At 68.0% G+C, this 15,626-nt stretch carries 15 protein-coding genes; 4 read left to right on the top strand and 11 right to left on the bottom strand.

Annotated features, from left to right (window positions below):
- Nucleotides 1-5: 5 nt before the first annotated feature.
- On the top strand, nucleotides 6-692 hold the full coding sequence (locus ACXJ3V_RS18950) for a hypothetical protein (RefSeq protein ID WP_457101902.1): 687 nt from the start codon (nucleotides 6-8) through the stop codon (nucleotides 690-692).
- A 127-nt stretch (nucleotides 693-819) separates the two neighbouring features.
- Here ACXJ3V_RS18950 and ACXJ3V_RS18945 read toward each other — a convergent pair whose 3' ends face one another.
- From ACXJ3V_RS18945 to ACXJ3V_RS18910, 8 genes are read right to left on the bottom strand one after another with little or no spacing between them, the layout of a single operon-like run.
- Nucleotides 820-1,500 (bottom strand): polysaccharide deacetylase family protein, encoded by a 681-nt coding sequence (locus ACXJ3V_RS18945; RefSeq protein ID WP_457101901.1) that lies wholly within the window; start codon nucleotides 1,498-1,500, stop codon nucleotides 820-822.
- Between the two features lies 1 nt (nucleotide 1,501).
- On the bottom strand, nucleotides 1,502-1,885 hold the full coding sequence (locus tag ACXJ3V_RS18940) for a hypothetical protein (protein ID WP_457101900.1): 384 nt from the start codon (nucleotides 1,883-1,885) through the stop codon (nucleotides 1,502-1,504).
- An 18-nt stretch (nucleotides 1,886-1,903) separates the two neighbouring features.
- A complete protein-coding gene (locus tag ACXJ3V_RS18935; protein WP_457101899.1) occupies nucleotides 1,904-2,746 on the bottom strand; it encodes a class II fructose-bisphosphate aldolase in 843 nt (280 codons plus the stop codon).
- Nucleotides 2,740-3,519 (bottom strand): DeoR/GlpR family DNA-binding transcription regulator, encoded by a 780-nt coding sequence (locus ACXJ3V_RS18930; RefSeq protein ID WP_457101898.1) that lies wholly within the window; start codon nucleotides 3,517-3,519, stop codon nucleotides 2,740-2,742. Before ACXJ3V_RS18930 ends, ACXJ3V_RS18935 begins: the two co-directional genes overlap by 7 nt.
- Nucleotides 3,503-4,510: a D-2-hydroxyacid dehydrogenase gene (locus ACXJ3V_RS18925; RefSeq protein WP_457101897.1), complete on the bottom strand. Its 1,008-nt coding sequence runs from the start codon at nucleotides 4,508-4,510 to the stop codon at nucleotides 3,503-3,505. Before ACXJ3V_RS18925 ends, ACXJ3V_RS18930 begins: the two co-directional genes overlap by 17 nt.
- Complete coding sequence (locus tag ACXJ3V_RS18920) at nucleotides 4,507-5,418, bottom strand: carbohydrate ABC transporter permease (RefSeq protein WP_457101896.1); 912 nt, start codon at nucleotides 5,416-5,418, stop codon at nucleotides 4,507-4,509. The genes ACXJ3V_RS18925 and ACXJ3V_RS18920 overlap by 4 nt, the downstream gene beginning before the upstream one ends.
- Nucleotides 5,419-5,427: 9 nt before the next feature.
- Nucleotides 5,428-6,372, bottom strand: coding sequence for a carbohydrate ABC transporter permease (locus ACXJ3V_RS18915; RefSeq protein WP_457101895.1), 945 nt, complete (start codon nucleotides 6,370-6,372; stop codon nucleotides 5,428-5,430).
- A complete protein-coding gene (locus ACXJ3V_RS18910; protein WP_457101894.1) occupies nucleotides 6,372-7,679 on the bottom strand; it encodes an ABC transporter substrate-binding protein in 1,308 nt (435 codons plus the stop codon). Before ACXJ3V_RS18910 ends, ACXJ3V_RS18915 begins: the two co-directional genes overlap by 1 nt.
- A 182-nt stretch (nucleotides 7,680-7,861) precedes the next feature.
- Here ACXJ3V_RS18910 and ACXJ3V_RS18905 point away from each other — a divergent pair, with 182 nt between their 5' ends.
- The 3 genes from ACXJ3V_RS18905 to ACXJ3V_RS18895 are packed head-to-tail and all read left to right on the top strand — an operon-like array spanning nucleotide 7,862 to nucleotide 10,064.
- Nucleotides 7,862-8,767, top strand: a complete 906-nt coding sequence (locus ACXJ3V_RS18905) for an SIS domain-containing protein (protein ID WP_457101893.1) — start codon at nucleotides 7,862-7,864, stop codon at nucleotides 8,765-8,767.
- On the top strand, nucleotides 8,767-9,099 hold the full coding sequence (locus ACXJ3V_RS18900) for a hypothetical protein (RefSeq protein WP_457101892.1): 333 nt from the start codon (nucleotides 8,767-8,769) through the stop codon (nucleotides 9,097-9,099). The genes ACXJ3V_RS18905 and ACXJ3V_RS18900 overlap by 1 nt, the downstream gene beginning before the upstream one ends.
- Nucleotides 9,075-10,064, top strand: a complete 990-nt coding sequence (locus ACXJ3V_RS18895; protein ID WP_457101891.1) for a carbohydrate kinase family protein — start codon at nucleotides 9,075-9,077, stop codon at nucleotides 10,062-10,064. Before ACXJ3V_RS18900 ends, ACXJ3V_RS18895 begins: the two co-directional genes overlap by 25 nt.
- 37 nt (nucleotides 10,065-10,101) lie before the next feature.
- Here ACXJ3V_RS18895 and ACXJ3V_RS18890 read toward each other — a convergent pair whose 3' ends face one another.
- From ACXJ3V_RS18890 to ACXJ3V_RS18880, 3 genes are read right to left on the bottom strand one after another with little or no spacing between them, the layout of a single operon-like run.
- Nucleotides 10,102-11,916, bottom strand: coding sequence for an adenylyl cyclase (locus ACXJ3V_RS18890; RefSeq protein ID WP_457101890.1), 1,815 nt, complete (start codon nucleotides 11,914-11,916; stop codon nucleotides 10,102-10,104).
- A gap of 35 nt (nucleotides 11,917-11,951) precedes the next feature.
- Entirely contained in the window at nucleotides 11,952-12,995 is a 1,044-nt protein-coding gene (locus ACXJ3V_RS18885; protein WP_457101889.1) for a family 43 glycosylhydrolase, read from the bottom strand.
- Nucleotides 12,996-13,018: 23 nt separating this feature from the next.
- Nucleotides 13,019-15,625, bottom strand: a complete 2,607-nt coding sequence (locus ACXJ3V_RS18880; RefSeq protein ID WP_457101888.1) for a family 78 glycoside hydrolase catalytic domain — start codon at nucleotides 15,623-15,625, stop codon at nucleotides 13,019-13,021.
- Nucleotide 15,626 lies beyond the last annotated feature (1 nt).

Here is a 15,626-nt window from a genome sequence, read left to right as displayed (position 1 = left end):
ATCAGATGCTTTCACGTGAACCTTTTGTCGTCGGTCCGGACCGCCCCACTGCGGGGGCCGTCAGCCTCGCGCAAGGCGTTTACGGCGCCCGCGGAAACCTTGAACTCGTCGCGTGCGACCGCTCCGACGGGCTGTGGGTGTTCTGGTTCAATGCCGACCTCGACACGGATCCGCTCGAGACGCCTGACGTGCCGCCGGGATCATGGAGCGCCGGACTCCCCTTCGCTCGGGGCCATCGCTACCTCGATGCGCTGATCCTGCAATCCACGCTCGGCCCCGACCACCTCGAAGTGCTCGCACTCGCCGAGGACGGTGTGCTCGAGAGCTGGTACTGGTCCCCGGGTCCCGGTTTTCAAAGACGGAGCACGGATGCCGCGGCCGACGTCACGCGCTTCGGCGCGTCGCATCGGGAGGGCACGCTCGGAGTGACCGTCGTGGACGCCGCCGGCGCGATCAGCCACCGCGTCTCGCCGCCGGACGGCTATCCGTCGCGCGCGTGGCTGCCCGCCCAGGACGGTCCCGGTCTGCAGTCCGACGCAACCTCCGCGGTCGTCGCCGCCGGGGTGGGTGCCGACACTATGGAGCCCGGCACGGCGCGCGCCGCGGCATCCCTCCGCAACGGCGGCACGACCGAGCTGACCTGGCGCGACCGCTCCGGCGGCATCATGCACCTCGGCATCCGGCGAATCTGAACCCGCCGGCACGCTTCTCTCTCACGGCGTGCGAAGAAGCGCGCAGCGCCGCCCGCTGGGGGACGGGGCGGCGCTGCGCTGGGGTCACAGCGCTCCCCTTGGGGGTGGGGCGGCGCTGCGCTGGGAGTCAGTTCACGCGGTGGATCATCGTGTTGGCGAATTGGTAGCGGTAGCCGGCATCCTTCACCGCGGCGTCGTGGCGGGGGCTCTGGCCGTAGGACGAACCGTGCAGCCACACGAAGGCAGGCGCGGGCTGACCGGTGACAGCCTCGAGCTGCCGCTTCGACTCGACGACCTCGCGCTGGATGTCGTCATCCGACAGGACGGTGTCGAAGCCCTCGTGATGGGCGGTGTGCGGGTAGATCACGTGCTGGCGCGAGAGGTCGTGCACCTCGTCCCAGTTCATCGCGATGCGCCCGCCCTGAGCGTCCTCCTCGACGAGTGAGATCCAGTGCGCGCGGGCGAAGGCCTCCTGGTGCTCGGGGTCGCAGTCCACGAACGATGTCGCGATGGGGAACCAGCCGGTGAGGCCGAACTCGTCGCAGAGGGGTGCGGCGACCGTCGCGGAGTTGCGGTATCCCTCGTAGAACACCGGGATGAGCCCCGGCTTGTCCTTGTGCCACGAGCCGGTGTCGAAGAGCCGATCGAGATCGTCGAGGGTGACGGGCGCGTAGTCGCGGGCGAATCCGGCGAGCTCCTTGGCGAGTTCGTCCCGCGCGCCGCGAGGGGTCGAGTGGTAGTTGACCACGCGGATGAAGTGCCCGCGGCGCAGCTGCTCGCGCTGGGCGGTGAACGACGGCTGGGTCACGTCAGGCTCCTTCGGCGGCGGATGCCTCGGCACCCGCGGGGTCGGTGATCGGCGTCGCGCCGGGCGCGAAGTGCGTGTACGCCACCACTTGCATCGCGGCGATGACGGCGCCTTCGTCCTCGTCGCGTGCGAACGGCACCAGAGCGGCGGAATAGCGGTCGAACACGTCGGCGTACGCGCCGCCTTCGGCGATCTGCGCCGGATCGGACGCGGCGGGAATCGTCCCCCGCTCGTCGACGAAGCCGAGCACCATCGGGATGCCCTCGCGTTCGAGGCGGCGGTCGTGGCAGGCGCGCATCAGACCGACGATGTCGCCGGCGGCGAGAAGCTGGGCGGCGGTGGCCTCGCCGTCGTGCGACGAGGGCCCGCTGACTGTCGCGGACATGAGTTTCCTTTCGGGAGTTCAGGAGAGGAGGGGTGCGGGCACCGAGATGATGCGAAGCAGACGCTCGACATCGCCGGCGATCGCCTCGCGAGCAGCCGCGAGGGCTCTGCGCGGATCGGGACCGGGGCCGAGCCCCGAGATGAGCGCCCCGGTGTAGGCGGCGGAGAGCTGAGTGCCGACGTTGACCTTGCGGATTCCGGCGGCGACCGCCGCGGCCAGACCATCGTCCGAGACGCCGGACGAGCCGTGCAGCACGAGTGGTACGGCAACGGCCGAAGCGATCCGCGAGATGAGGTCGTCATCGGGATGCGCGGTGCGCTCGGTCATGGCGTGTGACGTCCCGACCGCGATGGCGAGCGCGTCGACGCCGGTCGCGGCGACGAACCCGGCCGCCTCCTCCGGATCGGTGCGCACTCCCGGCGCATGCGCGCCGTCCTTGCCGCCGATCTCGCCGAGCTCCGCCTCGACCCAGATGCCGAGCTCATGGCCACGGGCCGTCACCGCGGCGGTCTGCGCGACGTTCTCGTCGTAAGGAAGGAGCGAGGCGTCGAACATCGCCGAGCCGAAGCCCAGGCGGGCGGCCTCCTCGATCAGCAAGGCGTCTTCGCAGTGATCCAGGTGCAGGCCGACCGGTACGCCTGCGGACTCGGCCAGGGCGAGGCATCCCGCCGCGAGCGGCGCGAGCGCGCCGTGGAACCGCACCGCATTGTGGCTGACGGACAAGAGCACGGGAAGACCGGCGCGCTCGGCGCCGGCGACGATCCCTTCGGCGTATTCCAGCGTGATGACGTTGAAGGCGGCGAGCGCGGGCAGGCGCGCGCCGTCCCCCGCCTGCAGCAGGCGGGCAGCGGTGGTCAGCATGTCTCGACGCTCACCCCCGCGGCACGGAAGCGCTCGATGATGCCGGCGTCTGCGGCATCGTCGGTGAGGAGCGTCGTGATCGCGCTGGTCGGCACGAGCCGGGCAGGCCCGCGCTGCGACAGCTTGCTGTGGTCGGCGAGCAGGATGAGCTCCCGAGCGGAGGAGATGAGAGACCTATCGGTCTGGGTCTCGCTGAGGTTGGTTCCCGTCACGCCGATCTCGGGGTCGATGCCGAAGGCGCCGGTGAAGACCTGGTCGATGCCGAACTCGTCGAGTCCCGCGATCGTGAGGTGACCGAGCAGGCTCATCTCCTGCCGGCGCAGCACGCCCCCCAGCACGATGATCGCGATGTCGCTGTACTGCGAGACCCGGTTCACGACGCTGAGGCTGTTCGTGAGCACCGTCAGTCCGCTCACTGTGCCGAGGAACGGCAGCATCGCCTCGGTCGTGGTCCCGCCGGTGATCAGCACCGTCGAGTTGTCCGATACGTGCCGTGCGGCGGCCTGGCCGATGCGGCGCTTCTCCTCGGCGAAGGCGACTTCGCGCAGCGGCCGCAGCGGCTCGACATCGTCGCTCACGTGCGCCGCTCCGCCGTGCACGCGCTCGATGAGCCCGCGCTCCTGCAGCTCGTTGAGGTCACGTCGCACGGTGGATGTGCTCACGCCGAGCAGGCGCGACATCTCGGCGACCGAGCCGGCACCGTAGGCGCGGATGAAGTTGAGCAGCTCGCGCTGGCGCTTCGCGCCGAGCAGGGGTTCAGTAGCCGGAGACACGATCGACCTCATTCAGTACCGGACGCCCTTCGGCGAGCCTGGTCAGGTTCTCGACCACGAGGTCGAGCGTCTGTGCATGATATTGCGGCGCGAGCCCCGCGACGTGGGGCGTGACGAGCGTGTTCGGCTCGGACCACCACGCAGAAGTCGCCGGCAGGGGCTCGTCGTCGAAGACGTCGAGGGCCGCCGCGGCGATGCGGCCGTCGCGCAGCCGCTCGAGCAGGGCCGCCTCATCGAGGATGCCGCCGCGAGCGATGTTCACCACGAGCGCGCCGTGCGGGAGCCGATCCAACTGCGCTGCGCCCAGCATCCCGCGCGTGAGCTCGGTGAGCGGGACCACCACGACGAGGATGTCGCTCTGCGCGAGCACGTCGTCGAGGCGATCCATCCCGAACAGCTCGGTGGGGTCCTCGTCGGGGCTGCGGCGGCCGGTGTCGAACTTGCCGGATGCCGCGGCATCAGACACCGTCCGCTTGAGGCCGAGCACCCGCATCCCGAATGCCGACGCGAGCCGCGAGATCTCCCGCCCGATCCGCCCGTACCCCACGATCCCGACGGTCGCGCCGGCGAGCTGACGCGGGGTGAGTCGCTCCAGCCGGTCGGCGTTCGTCGGCCACTCGCGACCGTCGCGCAGCTGCTGGATCAGCGGCATCCGGTGCGCGAGCTCGAGGATCGTCATCATCGCGTACTCGGCCATCGGCACCGGGGCGATGCCACCGAGGGTCGCGATGGGGATGTCGGTATCCCACAGCGAAGTGCGGCGCACGTGATCGACGCCGGACGTGTCCAGCTGAACGCACCGCAGCGCCGGCACCTGTGCGGCCTCCGGGAACCACTCGCTGGTGTGCAGCAGGTCCACCTCGGCGAGCAGTGCTGGGGAAGGGTGCCCGCCGAGGTCGAGTCGATGGATGCGCAGGTCGGGCACGCGCTCGGCGAGCTGGTCGAACCACTCGTCGGGCAGGTCCAGTGTGCACAGGTACGTCAGGGTCACTTGATGCCGCTCCGGGCGAAGCCCTGCACGAAGTAGCGCTGGAACATGAGGAACAGGATCACCATGGGCAGGACCGAGATCAGAGCGAGGGCCATGATCGACTCGTATTCCGGGGCCGTCTGGTTCTTGAGGTAGAGCAGACCGATCGGCAGCGTGAACAGCTCGTTGTCCTTCAGGGCGATGAGCGGCCACGCGAAGTCGTTCCAGCTCGACATCAGCGTCAGCAGCGTGAGCACCGCGATCAGCGGCTTGCACAGCGGCAGCACCACCTGCATGAAGGTGCGTATCTGGCCGGCGCCGTCGATGCGTGCGGCCTCCAGGATCTCTTCGGGGATGCCGATGAAGAACTGCCGCGCCAGGAAGATGCCGAAGGCTGCGGCCGCGCCCGGCAGGATCACGCCCCAGTACGTTCCATAGATGCCCAGGCCCGAGACGAGCTTGAACTGGGCCACCATGATCGCCTGGACGGGGATCATCATCGTGGCGAGGGTCAGGAGGAAGATCGTGTTCCGCCCCCGGAACTGCAGCCGCGCGAACGCGTAGCCGGCGAGCAGATTCACGAACACGGTGAGCGCCGTCACGAACAGCCCGATGACCACCGAGTTCTGGAACCACAGGGTCACGTCGAAGCGCCGGAAAATCCTCTCGAAGTTGTCGAACGTGATCTCGCTCGGCCAGAAGCGGAGCTCGGAGGAGAAGACCTCGCCACGCGGCGAGAAGGCCATGACGAGCATCCAGTAGAGCGGGAAGATCACGATGGCGCACACGACGACCGCGATGATCGTCCGGGCGACGATGCCCTTGCGATCGACCTGCCCGCGGCGCCGGCGTCGCAGCAGGCGCTTGGCCCGTCGCTCGCCGAATTGGTCCACTTCCGCGAGCTGGAGGAGGGTGGTTGTCTGAGTCATGGGGAGCCCCTATTCGACCATGTCGCGGGTTCGGCTGGTCTTCCACTGGATGAAGGTGAAGGCGAGCGTGATGAGGAGGATGACGATGCCGATCGCCGCGCCATAGCCGGGCTCGCGGATCTGGAACCCRTTTCGGTAGGCGTAGGTGACGAGCACGGATGTCGCGTTGCCAGGTCCGCCGCCGGTCATGACGTAGATCAGGTCGAAGACCTGGAACGATGCGATGACGTTCATGATCAGCAGGAAGAAGGAGCTCGGCCCCACCAGCGGCATGGTGACGGAGCGGAATTGCTGCCAGCGGCTGGCGCCGTCGATGCGTGCCGCCTCATACAGCTCGGGCGAGATGCCCTGGAGCCCTGCCAGGTAGATCACCATGTTGAAGCCGATCCTGAGCCAGATGGCGGCGATCATGACCGAGATCATCGCCGCCGTGCCGTTGGACTGCCACGGGATCGGCTCGAGACCGATGGCGACCAGGACCTTGTTGATCAGCCCGTTGCTCTCGTAGAACAAGGCGACGGCGATCATGCCGGATGCCACACCCGAAATGACCATGGGCAGCACGATGATCGTGCGCCAGATACCCCGCGCCGGCAGCACGGAGTTCACCAGCACCGCGAGGCCGAGGCCGCCGATCATGACGATGGGGACCGTGACGATGGTGAAGAGCACGGTGTTGCCGAGGCTCAGCCAGAAGACCGGGTCGGTCGCCATCCGGATGTAGTTGTCCAGTCCGACCCACCTCGGGTCTCCGAAGCCCCTCGTCTCCTGGAAGGAGAGCGGGACGGCCCACAGGATCGGCAGGAACATGAACAGCGCGAGCAGGATCAGGTTCGGGCCGATGAATGCCCATCCCGTCAGCGAATCCCTACGGCGCGCCGTGCGGCGCGCCGCCCCCGTCCGGGAGGGCGCCGGAGCGCCCTTCCGGACGGAGGCGGTCACGGCAGCGGTCATTACTGAGCCGCTTCCTGAATCGCCTTGGTGAGGTTCGCCAGGGTGTCGGCGGTCGACTGACCGCCGATGAACGCCGCCTCGAGCTGGTCCTGGAGGGCGGTGTTGATCGCCGCCATGGCGGGCGAAGTCAGCTGCTTGACATCGGCGGCCTCGATCGTGGCGGCCTGGTCGACGAACACCGGCATCACGTCGGGACGGACGTCGAAGCTGATCGCGTCGCCGGCGAGGTCGAGCCGCGTGGGCAGCTCGTTCGTGGCGGCGCAGAACGCCGACATCGCATCGGCCGACACCATGAACTTCAGGAACTCGGCCGCGAGCTCGGGGTTGCTCGTGTCCTTCGTGGCCACCAGCGCGTTGCCGCCGAGATCGGTCGCGCCGCGTTCGTCCCTCGGCATCGGGATGGCCGTCCACTCGAACTCGTTCAGTGCGTCCTGGTCAGGCACGAGGAACGAGCCGGCGAACGCCATCGCCGCGGTCTGCTCGGTGAAGAGGTTGTCTGCATAGACGGTTCCCTTGGTGGAGCTGGTCGGGGGCACCCACTCGTTCTCGAAGAAGCTCTTCGTGAAGTCCAGCGCCTTCTCGCCCTCGGCGGAATCGATGGTGGGTGTGGTGCCGTCCTCGCCGATGAAGGTGCCGCCGGCCTGGAACAGCCAGCTGAACCAGCGCGGCGCGCCACCCAGCTGCCAGTTGTAGACGAATGGGTACTTGTCCGCCGGAAGGCCCGCGCGCAGCTGCGCAGCGACATCCGCGAACTCATCCCACGTCCAGGCTTCGTCCTGCGTCGTCGGGAACGTGGACGGGTCGACGCCGGCCGCCTCGACCATCGCCGTGTTGACGAGAAGCGCCGACACGTCGGTCTGGTGCGGCACGCCGTAGGGTGCGCCGTCGTACGAGACGCCTTCCCACATCGCGGGGACGAAATCGGCGATCTCGTCGTCGGTGAAGTAGGGGCTGAGGTCGAGCAGCTGGCCCTGGCTGGAGTACACGCCCAGGTTGCCGTAGTCCACCCGGAAGAGGTCGGGCGCATCGCCGGATGAAAGCTGCGCGTCGATGTTGGAGAACATCTGGTCGTAGGGCACGACGTTCAGCTTGATCTTGGCGCCCTCGTGCTCGCTCTCGAACTGCTTGATCAGCGCCTTGAACTGGATCTCTTCGGCCTCGCTGCCCCATGTGGTGAAAGTGAGCTTCTGCGAACCGGCTTCGTCGTCGCCGCCGCCCCCGCCGAAACCGGCACAGCCGGATAGCGCCAGTGCTCCGGCGGCGAGCACGGCCGCCCCGCTGACAACACGCTTGTTGGTGAATTTCACGCTGCGATCCCTTCGGGTTCGTCTGCGGCGCGACCGCGGTGCTGCGTTGCGCCTCTTGGTTGGGACGAGTATTCACCAAACGAGGGGAAATAGTCAAGAACTTCCATAACATGCTCATTTCTGATTGAATGTTGCTCACTCAATCGAGTCCTCGACGCTGAGGACAGCCCAGGAGGAACCGCATGAATGACAGCAACGCCGCCTTGGGCGTCGTCACCGAGCAGGAGCTCACGAGCCAGCCGGAGATCTGGACGCAGGCGCTGGCGCTGCCCGCGGAGCAGCTCGCGCTGCTCCCGCAGCAGGGCGAGAAGGTCATCGTCATCGGCTGCGGCACGTCGTATTACATCGGCGACTCGTACGCGTACCTGCGCAACGACGCCGGCCTCGGCCGCACGCGCGCCGCGATCCCCACAGAGCTGACCTGGATCGACGACGACGAGCACATCGTCGTCATCTCGCGCTCGGGCACGACCGCCGACGTCGTCGAGGTCGTCGAGCGGTACAAGGGCACACACCGGATCACGGCGATCCTCGGCGACCTCGAAACCCCGCTCGGCGAGCTGTGCGACCGCATCGTGCACCTCGGCTTCGCCGATGAGACCTCGGTCGTGCAGACGCGGTTCGCCACCACGGGTCTCACGACTCTTCGTGCCTCGATCGGCCTGGTTCCCGACACGCTGGTCGCCGACGCGCGCACCGCGCTCGAACTCCCGCTGCCGGCCGACCCCGCGAAGGTCAAGCAGGTCGTCTTCCTCGGGCATCGCTGGACTGTCGGGCTCTCGCACGAGGCCGCCCTCAAGCTCCGCGAGTCCGCGGGAACGTGGACCGAGGCCTACCCGGTGTGGGAGTACCAGCACGGCCCCATCTCGTGTGCCGGCCCCGATTCGCTCGTCTGGGTGCTCGGCGATGTGCCCGAAGTCGTCGCCGCCGACGTGCGCTCCACCGGTGCCACCGTCTACTCGAACGATCTCGACCCGCAGGCGAACCTCGTGCTCGCGCACCGCCTCGCGCTCGCCCTCGCCCGGGAGGCCGGGCGCAATCCCGATACCCCGCCGTTCCTGAACCGCTCGGTCCTCGTCACCAGCTGATGCCGGTCGTCACCGTCGCCGTCCCCGCCCATCCGGAGGTGGGGCGCCTCCTCATCGATCTCGCCGACACTGTGGCAGCCATACTGGGACTCGGCGACGGCGACGTCATCGCCGTGCACACGCCCAGTGGGGCGAGCGCGAAGAGCGGGGCGGATGCCGCGACCGCGGTCTCCGCCTGGCACATCGTGACCGTGCAGGGATCCGACCGCGGACGCGAGAACATGGCGGCGACGCTGCGCGAGGCCGAGGCATCCGTCCGGTCGTGGTGCGAACGCCACGATCTCGATTGCGAAGGGGTATGGACCCAATGGCTGAAGCCGCTTCCGGAGTGACCGGTCGCCTGCTCGTCGTCGGTGAGCTCTGCGTGGACCTCATCGTCGGCCTCACCGACGACGACATCCGCTTCGGTCAGCACGAGCAGCTCGTGCCGTTCACCGCGCTCACGATGGGCAGCTCGTCGGCGATCACGGCGTGCGGTGCGGCCGCGGCGGGAGTGTCCACCACCATGATCGGGGTGGTCGGACGCGACGTATTCGGCGACTTCATCCTCCGCGAGCTCGCGGCCCGTGGGATCGACGTGTCGCGCGTACGCGTCGACCCGTCGCTGCCGACCGGGTCGTCGACGCATCTCACGAGGCCCGGCGGCGATCGCGCCATCCTCACCGCGATGGGCTCGATCGGGCATACCGCCGCCGCCGACGTTCCGGATTCGTTCGACGACGCCGCGCACCTGCACATCGGCAGCTGGTTCCTGCAGCACGCCCTGTGGGACGACGCGGCCGCCCTGTTCGCCCACGCCCGCGCGGCCGGGCTCACCACCTCGGTCGACGGCAACTTCGACCCGGAGGAGCAGTGGGATCGGGGCATCCTGAATCTCATCGCCCACGCCGACGTGTTCTTCGGCAACGAACAGGAGCTGGCGGGGATCACGGGCATCTCAGAGCCGGATGCCGCGGTGGCATCGCTGCTTGACCGCATGCCCGATGGTGCGGTCGTCGTGCACAAGCTCGGAGCCGAGGGCGCGGTCGCCGCCTGGCGGGACGCCGGCACCACCGTGCGTGTCCGGGCCGATGTGCCCGAGATCGAGGGCGATCTCGTCGACACCGTCGGGGCAGGCGACAGCCTCGCCGCGGGGTTCCTCGCCGGTCGGCTGTCGGGGCTGCCGATCGATCGCAGTCTCGCCCTCGGCGTCGCATGCGGCACCGCCTCGACTCGCGGAGCCGGAGGCGTGGGCGCGCAGCCATCTCGCCAGCTCGCCGAGGAGATCGCGGGACGCGTCGTTCTGCGCTCGGTCTGAGCTCACCGGTCTTGAACGTCGGACTGCGTGCGCAGAGCTAGCCGGACGCCAGTCGGGTGACCGCGGTCATGCCCGGCACCAGAGAATTCGGTGACGTGGCGTCGACGGACTGCCCGGTCGTGTTGATCACGTGGTCGATGGCGCCGGCGACGATGATCGCCGACGAGAGCGCCGTGAACCTCACATGTTCCGCGACGGGTGCTGTGACCGCCGCGGACACGCGAATGTGAGAAGGAGTGGGCCGCGACAGCCCGGCGAAGAAGAGGCCATAGATCGCAAGCCCGGTCCCCTGGTGACTTTTCACTCCCGGGGCCACCACATACGAGGGGTGGCCGCTGCTTTCGCCGTCCATCCACTCCACCTGGGCGGGTACGTCGTAGGGGAACTCGCTCTGGTAGTAGACAGTGGTGCCGAGTTCGCCGTTCCAGACGACCTGGTTCTTCTGGAAATGCTCGACCATGAGTCCGGTGGCGGTGACGTTGCAGCCGTTGACCACCAGTCCGTACTCGGCCAGGTTGCTCGTCCACCCCGCTCCCGCGCCATGGTCAGCGCGCCAGATCCAGCAGTCGTCGAGGATGACGTTGTCGCTGTTGATCTCCAGTGCGACGCGGACCTGTCCATTGGTCCGGCCGCCGACCCGCACGAAGACATCGCTGAGCGAAGTCGGTGCATCGAATTCGAGAAGGCGGGTGTTGCCGCTTTCGCCGATGCGGATCAGGATGTCGGTGTTCGGGCCGGCGTCGACGGTGACCGCCGAGATGATGACGCCGTTCACGTCTCCTACGGTGAAGGCGCTGATTCCCGGAGCGGGTACGAGGGTTGCGAATCCCAACCCCAGGATGATCGTGCCGTCGCGATCGACCACGATCGGCGCCTCGAGGGAATAGAGGCCAGGCGTGAGGATCAGATTCTTACCCGTCGCGAGCGCCATGTTGATGTCGGCGGCGGAGTGCTCGGGGTGCGCAATGAAGAAGGCGTCGAGCGGGAGCGCGGTGCCGTCCTGCGGCCCGGTTGACCAGTGCGTACCGGAGGACATGTGCTTCACGTGCGGCACGAACACTTTGTAGGCGTCGTCCTCGTCGATGAACAGAAACGGCGCTTCGCGCGAGGTGGGGGTGTGCGCGAGGGTTGTCGTGCCGTCGCCGACGAAGTTCGAGGGTGGAGCGCCCTCCACGCCCGAGAAGACGGTGTTCACACCGACCCCATTCCAGGCGCCGATCCAGCTGTCGCGCGTGTACCACTGCGCTTGAGCAGGACCGAGCGTTGCGTCGCCACTGATCACGGCGCCGTCGATCCGGCTGTTGATCAGCGTCGATCCGAAGGCGTTGCTGGGGACCTTCCCGGTGAGATCGAGGCTTCCCTTGATATGGACGCGCCTGAGCGGCGTAGCCTGCGAGACCGCCCAAGTCATCGTGTGCGGATCCGCGACACCGTGCGGAGACTCGCTGGCCGCGTCCACCCCGACCGGACGCTGGATGGGATTGATCGCGATGTTGCTCAGTGATCGGAAGAAGTTGGTGAGGGTGTCGCCGGGATCCACGTGCAGCGCACCATTGATCAGAACGTCGTCGGGTGACTGGCCGAGACCGGCTATCGCCGTGTAGTACCCGACAGTGGCGTTGAGGATGCCCGCAGCGTGCGCAGGGTCGTCTTGGCCGGATGCCTCGCCATAGATGCCGGGTCTGAAGAACACCGCGTGCCGACCATCACCGAACTCGCTCTCATCGGAGATGCTCAGCAGATAGGCATTGATCTCGTCGACGGGGATGTCCGGGGCGAAGATCTTGACGTTGGGTCCGAAGTCCGGGTCCGCGTACCGCGCCGACGTCGCGTGCTGCTGTGGTTCGCGCATCTCATCTGCCTCCGGCCGAAAGAGTGATTCTTGCATCAGTACTCGTCCGGGCTCCATTCGTCCCGCCACTCGATGATCGGCCGATCGCCTTCGAACCGGATCGGCAGCCAGACGTAGTCGGCGGTGGAAGTGTCCACGTGGGCGAACTCTTCCATGGGCTCGTCGCTGTCCTTGCCCGGCGCGAAGTGATCGACGAAGGCCTGGTGCGCGCGGGCCCCGTGCTCGAGGTACGTGGGAAGCCATCGATCCGCGATCGCGATGTAGAGATCCTTCTTGCCGGGATGCCGGAACACCGACGAGATCTGCGAGTGGAACGACGTCCGCGACTGATCGGACGGATGCAGGTCTCCGAGCACCTCGAAGGGCCCGTGGTAGGACTTCGCCACGGCGGCTTCGGACGGGTTCGGGTAGTACCCGGTGGTTCCCGAGGTCAGCAGATAGTGCTGCCCCTTGCGCGAGAAATAGGCCGGCGCTTCACGTACGAAGGGTGGCTGCGGCTGCGGGAAGTGGGTCGAGTAGTACCCCGTCACGTCCGTGTAGTCCGAGGTCAGGTCGGCGCAGATCATCTCGGAGTGCACGCGCTCGAAGTAGTAGTAGCCCTTGCCATCGTGCGGGTCGACCACGAGGTCGAAGTCGCCCGCGCTCATGTCGAGCGGCCGCAGCCACGTGCGGACGGTCTCGTAGGGTCCGAGGATGCTGTCGGCAGTGAGCACAGTAGAGCGCTGGATCGAGCCCTTCGTCATGACTTTGATCCAGCACACGTACTTGCGTGTCGACGCGTTGTAGATGATGTGCGGTCGATCCATCCCCGCTGACGGATGCAGCGGGGACGAGGCATCCGCTTCGTCCGGCGGGATGATGAGCCCCCGGTCCTCCCAATTGCAGAGGTCCGTCGACGAGTAGCAGCGCACACCCCAGTGCCAGATGCCGCTGCCCGGAGTCGAGAACTCCTTGTTCTCGCCGTACCAGTAGTGCACCCCGTCGACGGTGATCACCGAGCCGCCGTGGGCGTGGATGCGCTCGCCCTTCGTGTCGAGCCATGGGCGGCCGGGAGTGATCGACGTCCTGAGCTGGTTCATGAGTCCTCTGCGGTGAGTGGTGGTCAGGCTTCGACGGGCTCGCGCCGCCAGCCGAAGAACGGTGCGTCAGGGTCGTCGGCGACAGCCCGGAACGAGGTGCGGAACGAATGGCGGCCCGGTCCGACCGCGACCTCCTCGCGGGTCTCGGGGAGAACGACGATCCCGCGGGATGCCGCCGGCACCGTCACCTCGATCGTCAGGGTCTCGCCCTCTCGGCGCCACGAGATGGCAGCCGCTCCCCGCACGCTGTCGAACTGCGCGGACGCATGCTCGAGGCCCCCGCCGGGACGGGGCGCGAAGCGCACGACCTCCCAGCCGGGCGCATCCGACGACAGCCCCGCGACGGAGCGATGCAGGAAGTCGGCGACGGCACCGAGGGCGTAGTGATTGAACGAGGTCATGTCGCCGGGGTTGATCGACCCGTCGGGCAGCATGCTGTCCCACCGCTCCCAGATCGTCGTCGCGCCCATCGTCACCGGGTAGAGCCAGGACGGAAGGCCCTCCTGCAGCAATAGGTGGTACGCGTAGTCCATGCTTCCCGACATCACGAGGGCGTCGCAGATGATCGGCGTGCCGACGAAGCCGGTCGAGATGTGGAAGCCGCCGTGGCCGACGAGGTCGCGCAGCCGCTCCCCCGCGCGTGTGGCCTGCTCCGGAGAGGCGAACAGGTCGAAGACCAGGGCGACCGCGATCGAGGTCGCCGTGTCGCTCACGACTCGGCCCGACGCGCTGATGAACTCGTCCTGGAAGGCGACAGTTGCTCGCTCGGCGATCCGCTGATAGCGCTCGGCGCCCTCGCTGTCGCCGAGCAGGGTCGCGGTCTCGGCCACGATGCGCGCGGTCTTGACGTGGTACGCCGTAGCGACGAGGGCCTTGTCGGTGTGCGAGTCGCCGGGGCTCTCCGGGGGTGCCGTGGGATCGAGCCAGTCACCGAGCTGGAATCCGGCGTTCCACAGTCCCGTGTGTCCGGTGAGGTCGGCCACGAGGTCGACCCACGCGCGCATGCTCTCGTACTGGTCGACCAGGATCTGCGTGTCGCCGTCGTCGAGGTACATCGTCCACGGCACGATGACCGCGGCATCCCCCCACGCGGCCGTCGGGAAGTTCGGGAACCCGCATTCGACCCACGGCACGAAGTTGGGAACGTGCCCCTGATCGCGCTGCTCGTGAGCGAGGTCGCGCAGCCATCCGGTGAGCGTGCCGTGGGCCGCGAACAGCCGCAGCGCCGTCGGCGCGAACACCTGGATGTCGCCGGTCCACCCGACGCGCTCATCGCGCTGCGGGCAGTCGGTCGGAAGGTCCACGAAGTTGTCGCGCATGCTCCACACGACGTTCGAGTGCAGCTGGTTCAGGCCCGCATGCGAGCTTTCGAACGTTCCGGTGCGCCGCATCCGGGTGTGGATCACGACGGCCTCGACGTCGCCGTCGCGCAGCTCTCCGGGCCAGTTCTCGAGCTCGGCGTACTGGAACCCGTGGATCGTGAACCGCGGCGAGTACTCCTCGCCCTCCACCCCGACCGTGACGTACGTATCGACGGACGTCGCGGAACGGAGGGGACGGATGCCGAGCTCGCCGTTCTCGATCACCTCGGCGTGGTGCAGCACGATGGTGTGCCCGGCCGCGGCGCGCGGCCGGATGCGCAGGACCCCCGAGATGTTCTGGCCGAAGTCGAGCCGGATGCGACCGTTCGGACGACGGTCGATCGAGATCGGATGCAGCACTTCGGTTTCTTGGACCGGCAGCGCCGTGGGGGCCTCGACAGCGGCACTGAAGGACTCCCGCGGAAGAGTAGTCGCGGCCGCCCAGCCGGACGCATCGAAGCCCGGAGCCGACCAGCGCTGCGGCAGGAGGCGGGCGTCGTAGGTCTCACCCTCATAGAGACCGACCGCCGTGATCGGCGACTCGCGGAACGTCCAGTCGAGGGGGACGACGACATGCTCGCCGTCGACTGTGGTGAGCTCGAGCTGCGCGAGCAGCGCGACATCCGTCCCGTAGAGATCCCACAGTCCGCCGTCGAAGCCGATGCGGCCCCGGTACCAGCCGTCGGCGAGCCAGGCGCCGAGCACGTTCTCGCCATCCACGAGAACCGCGGTGAGGTCGTACGTCTGGTGCCTCAGCCGGTGGCTGTAGCTCGTCCAGCCGGGCGCCAGCCGGTCGTCGCCGACGCGACCGCCGTTGACTTCCAGCTCGTAGACGCCGTGCGCCGTCGAGTACAGCCGTGCCTTCGCGATGCGCTCCACGGGAACTCCCGCGTCGAAGCTCGCTCGCAGGAGGAAACCGGGGCGCAGCGTCCCCTGCGGCGCGGAGGTGGATGGCGACGCGAAGTCCACCCGCCAGTCGCCGGCGAGACCTCGTTCGATCGTCGTACCGGTGCTCCAGGCATCCGTCCCCTCGCCGCGCACACGCAGCACCCCGCCTTCGCGCGGGGCGAGAGGAGCGAACGGCCAGGCGACGCGCGACGTGTCGGCCGCGCTGGCGCGCTCCACCCCACCAGCCTCGCGGGTGAACTCGAGCTCATAAGCGTGGGCAGACTCGGTCACGGTGAACGAGATGCGAGGCGCATCCTCGTCGATCCCAACGGTCGTCCCTGCGCGCCTGTTCTCGAGCCAGATCTCTGTGATCTCCGTCACG

The sequence above is a fragment of the Microbacterium sp. P5_E9 genome, assembly GCF_054049175.1.
This window is presented reverse-complemented; position numbering and strand designations above follow the sequence as displayed.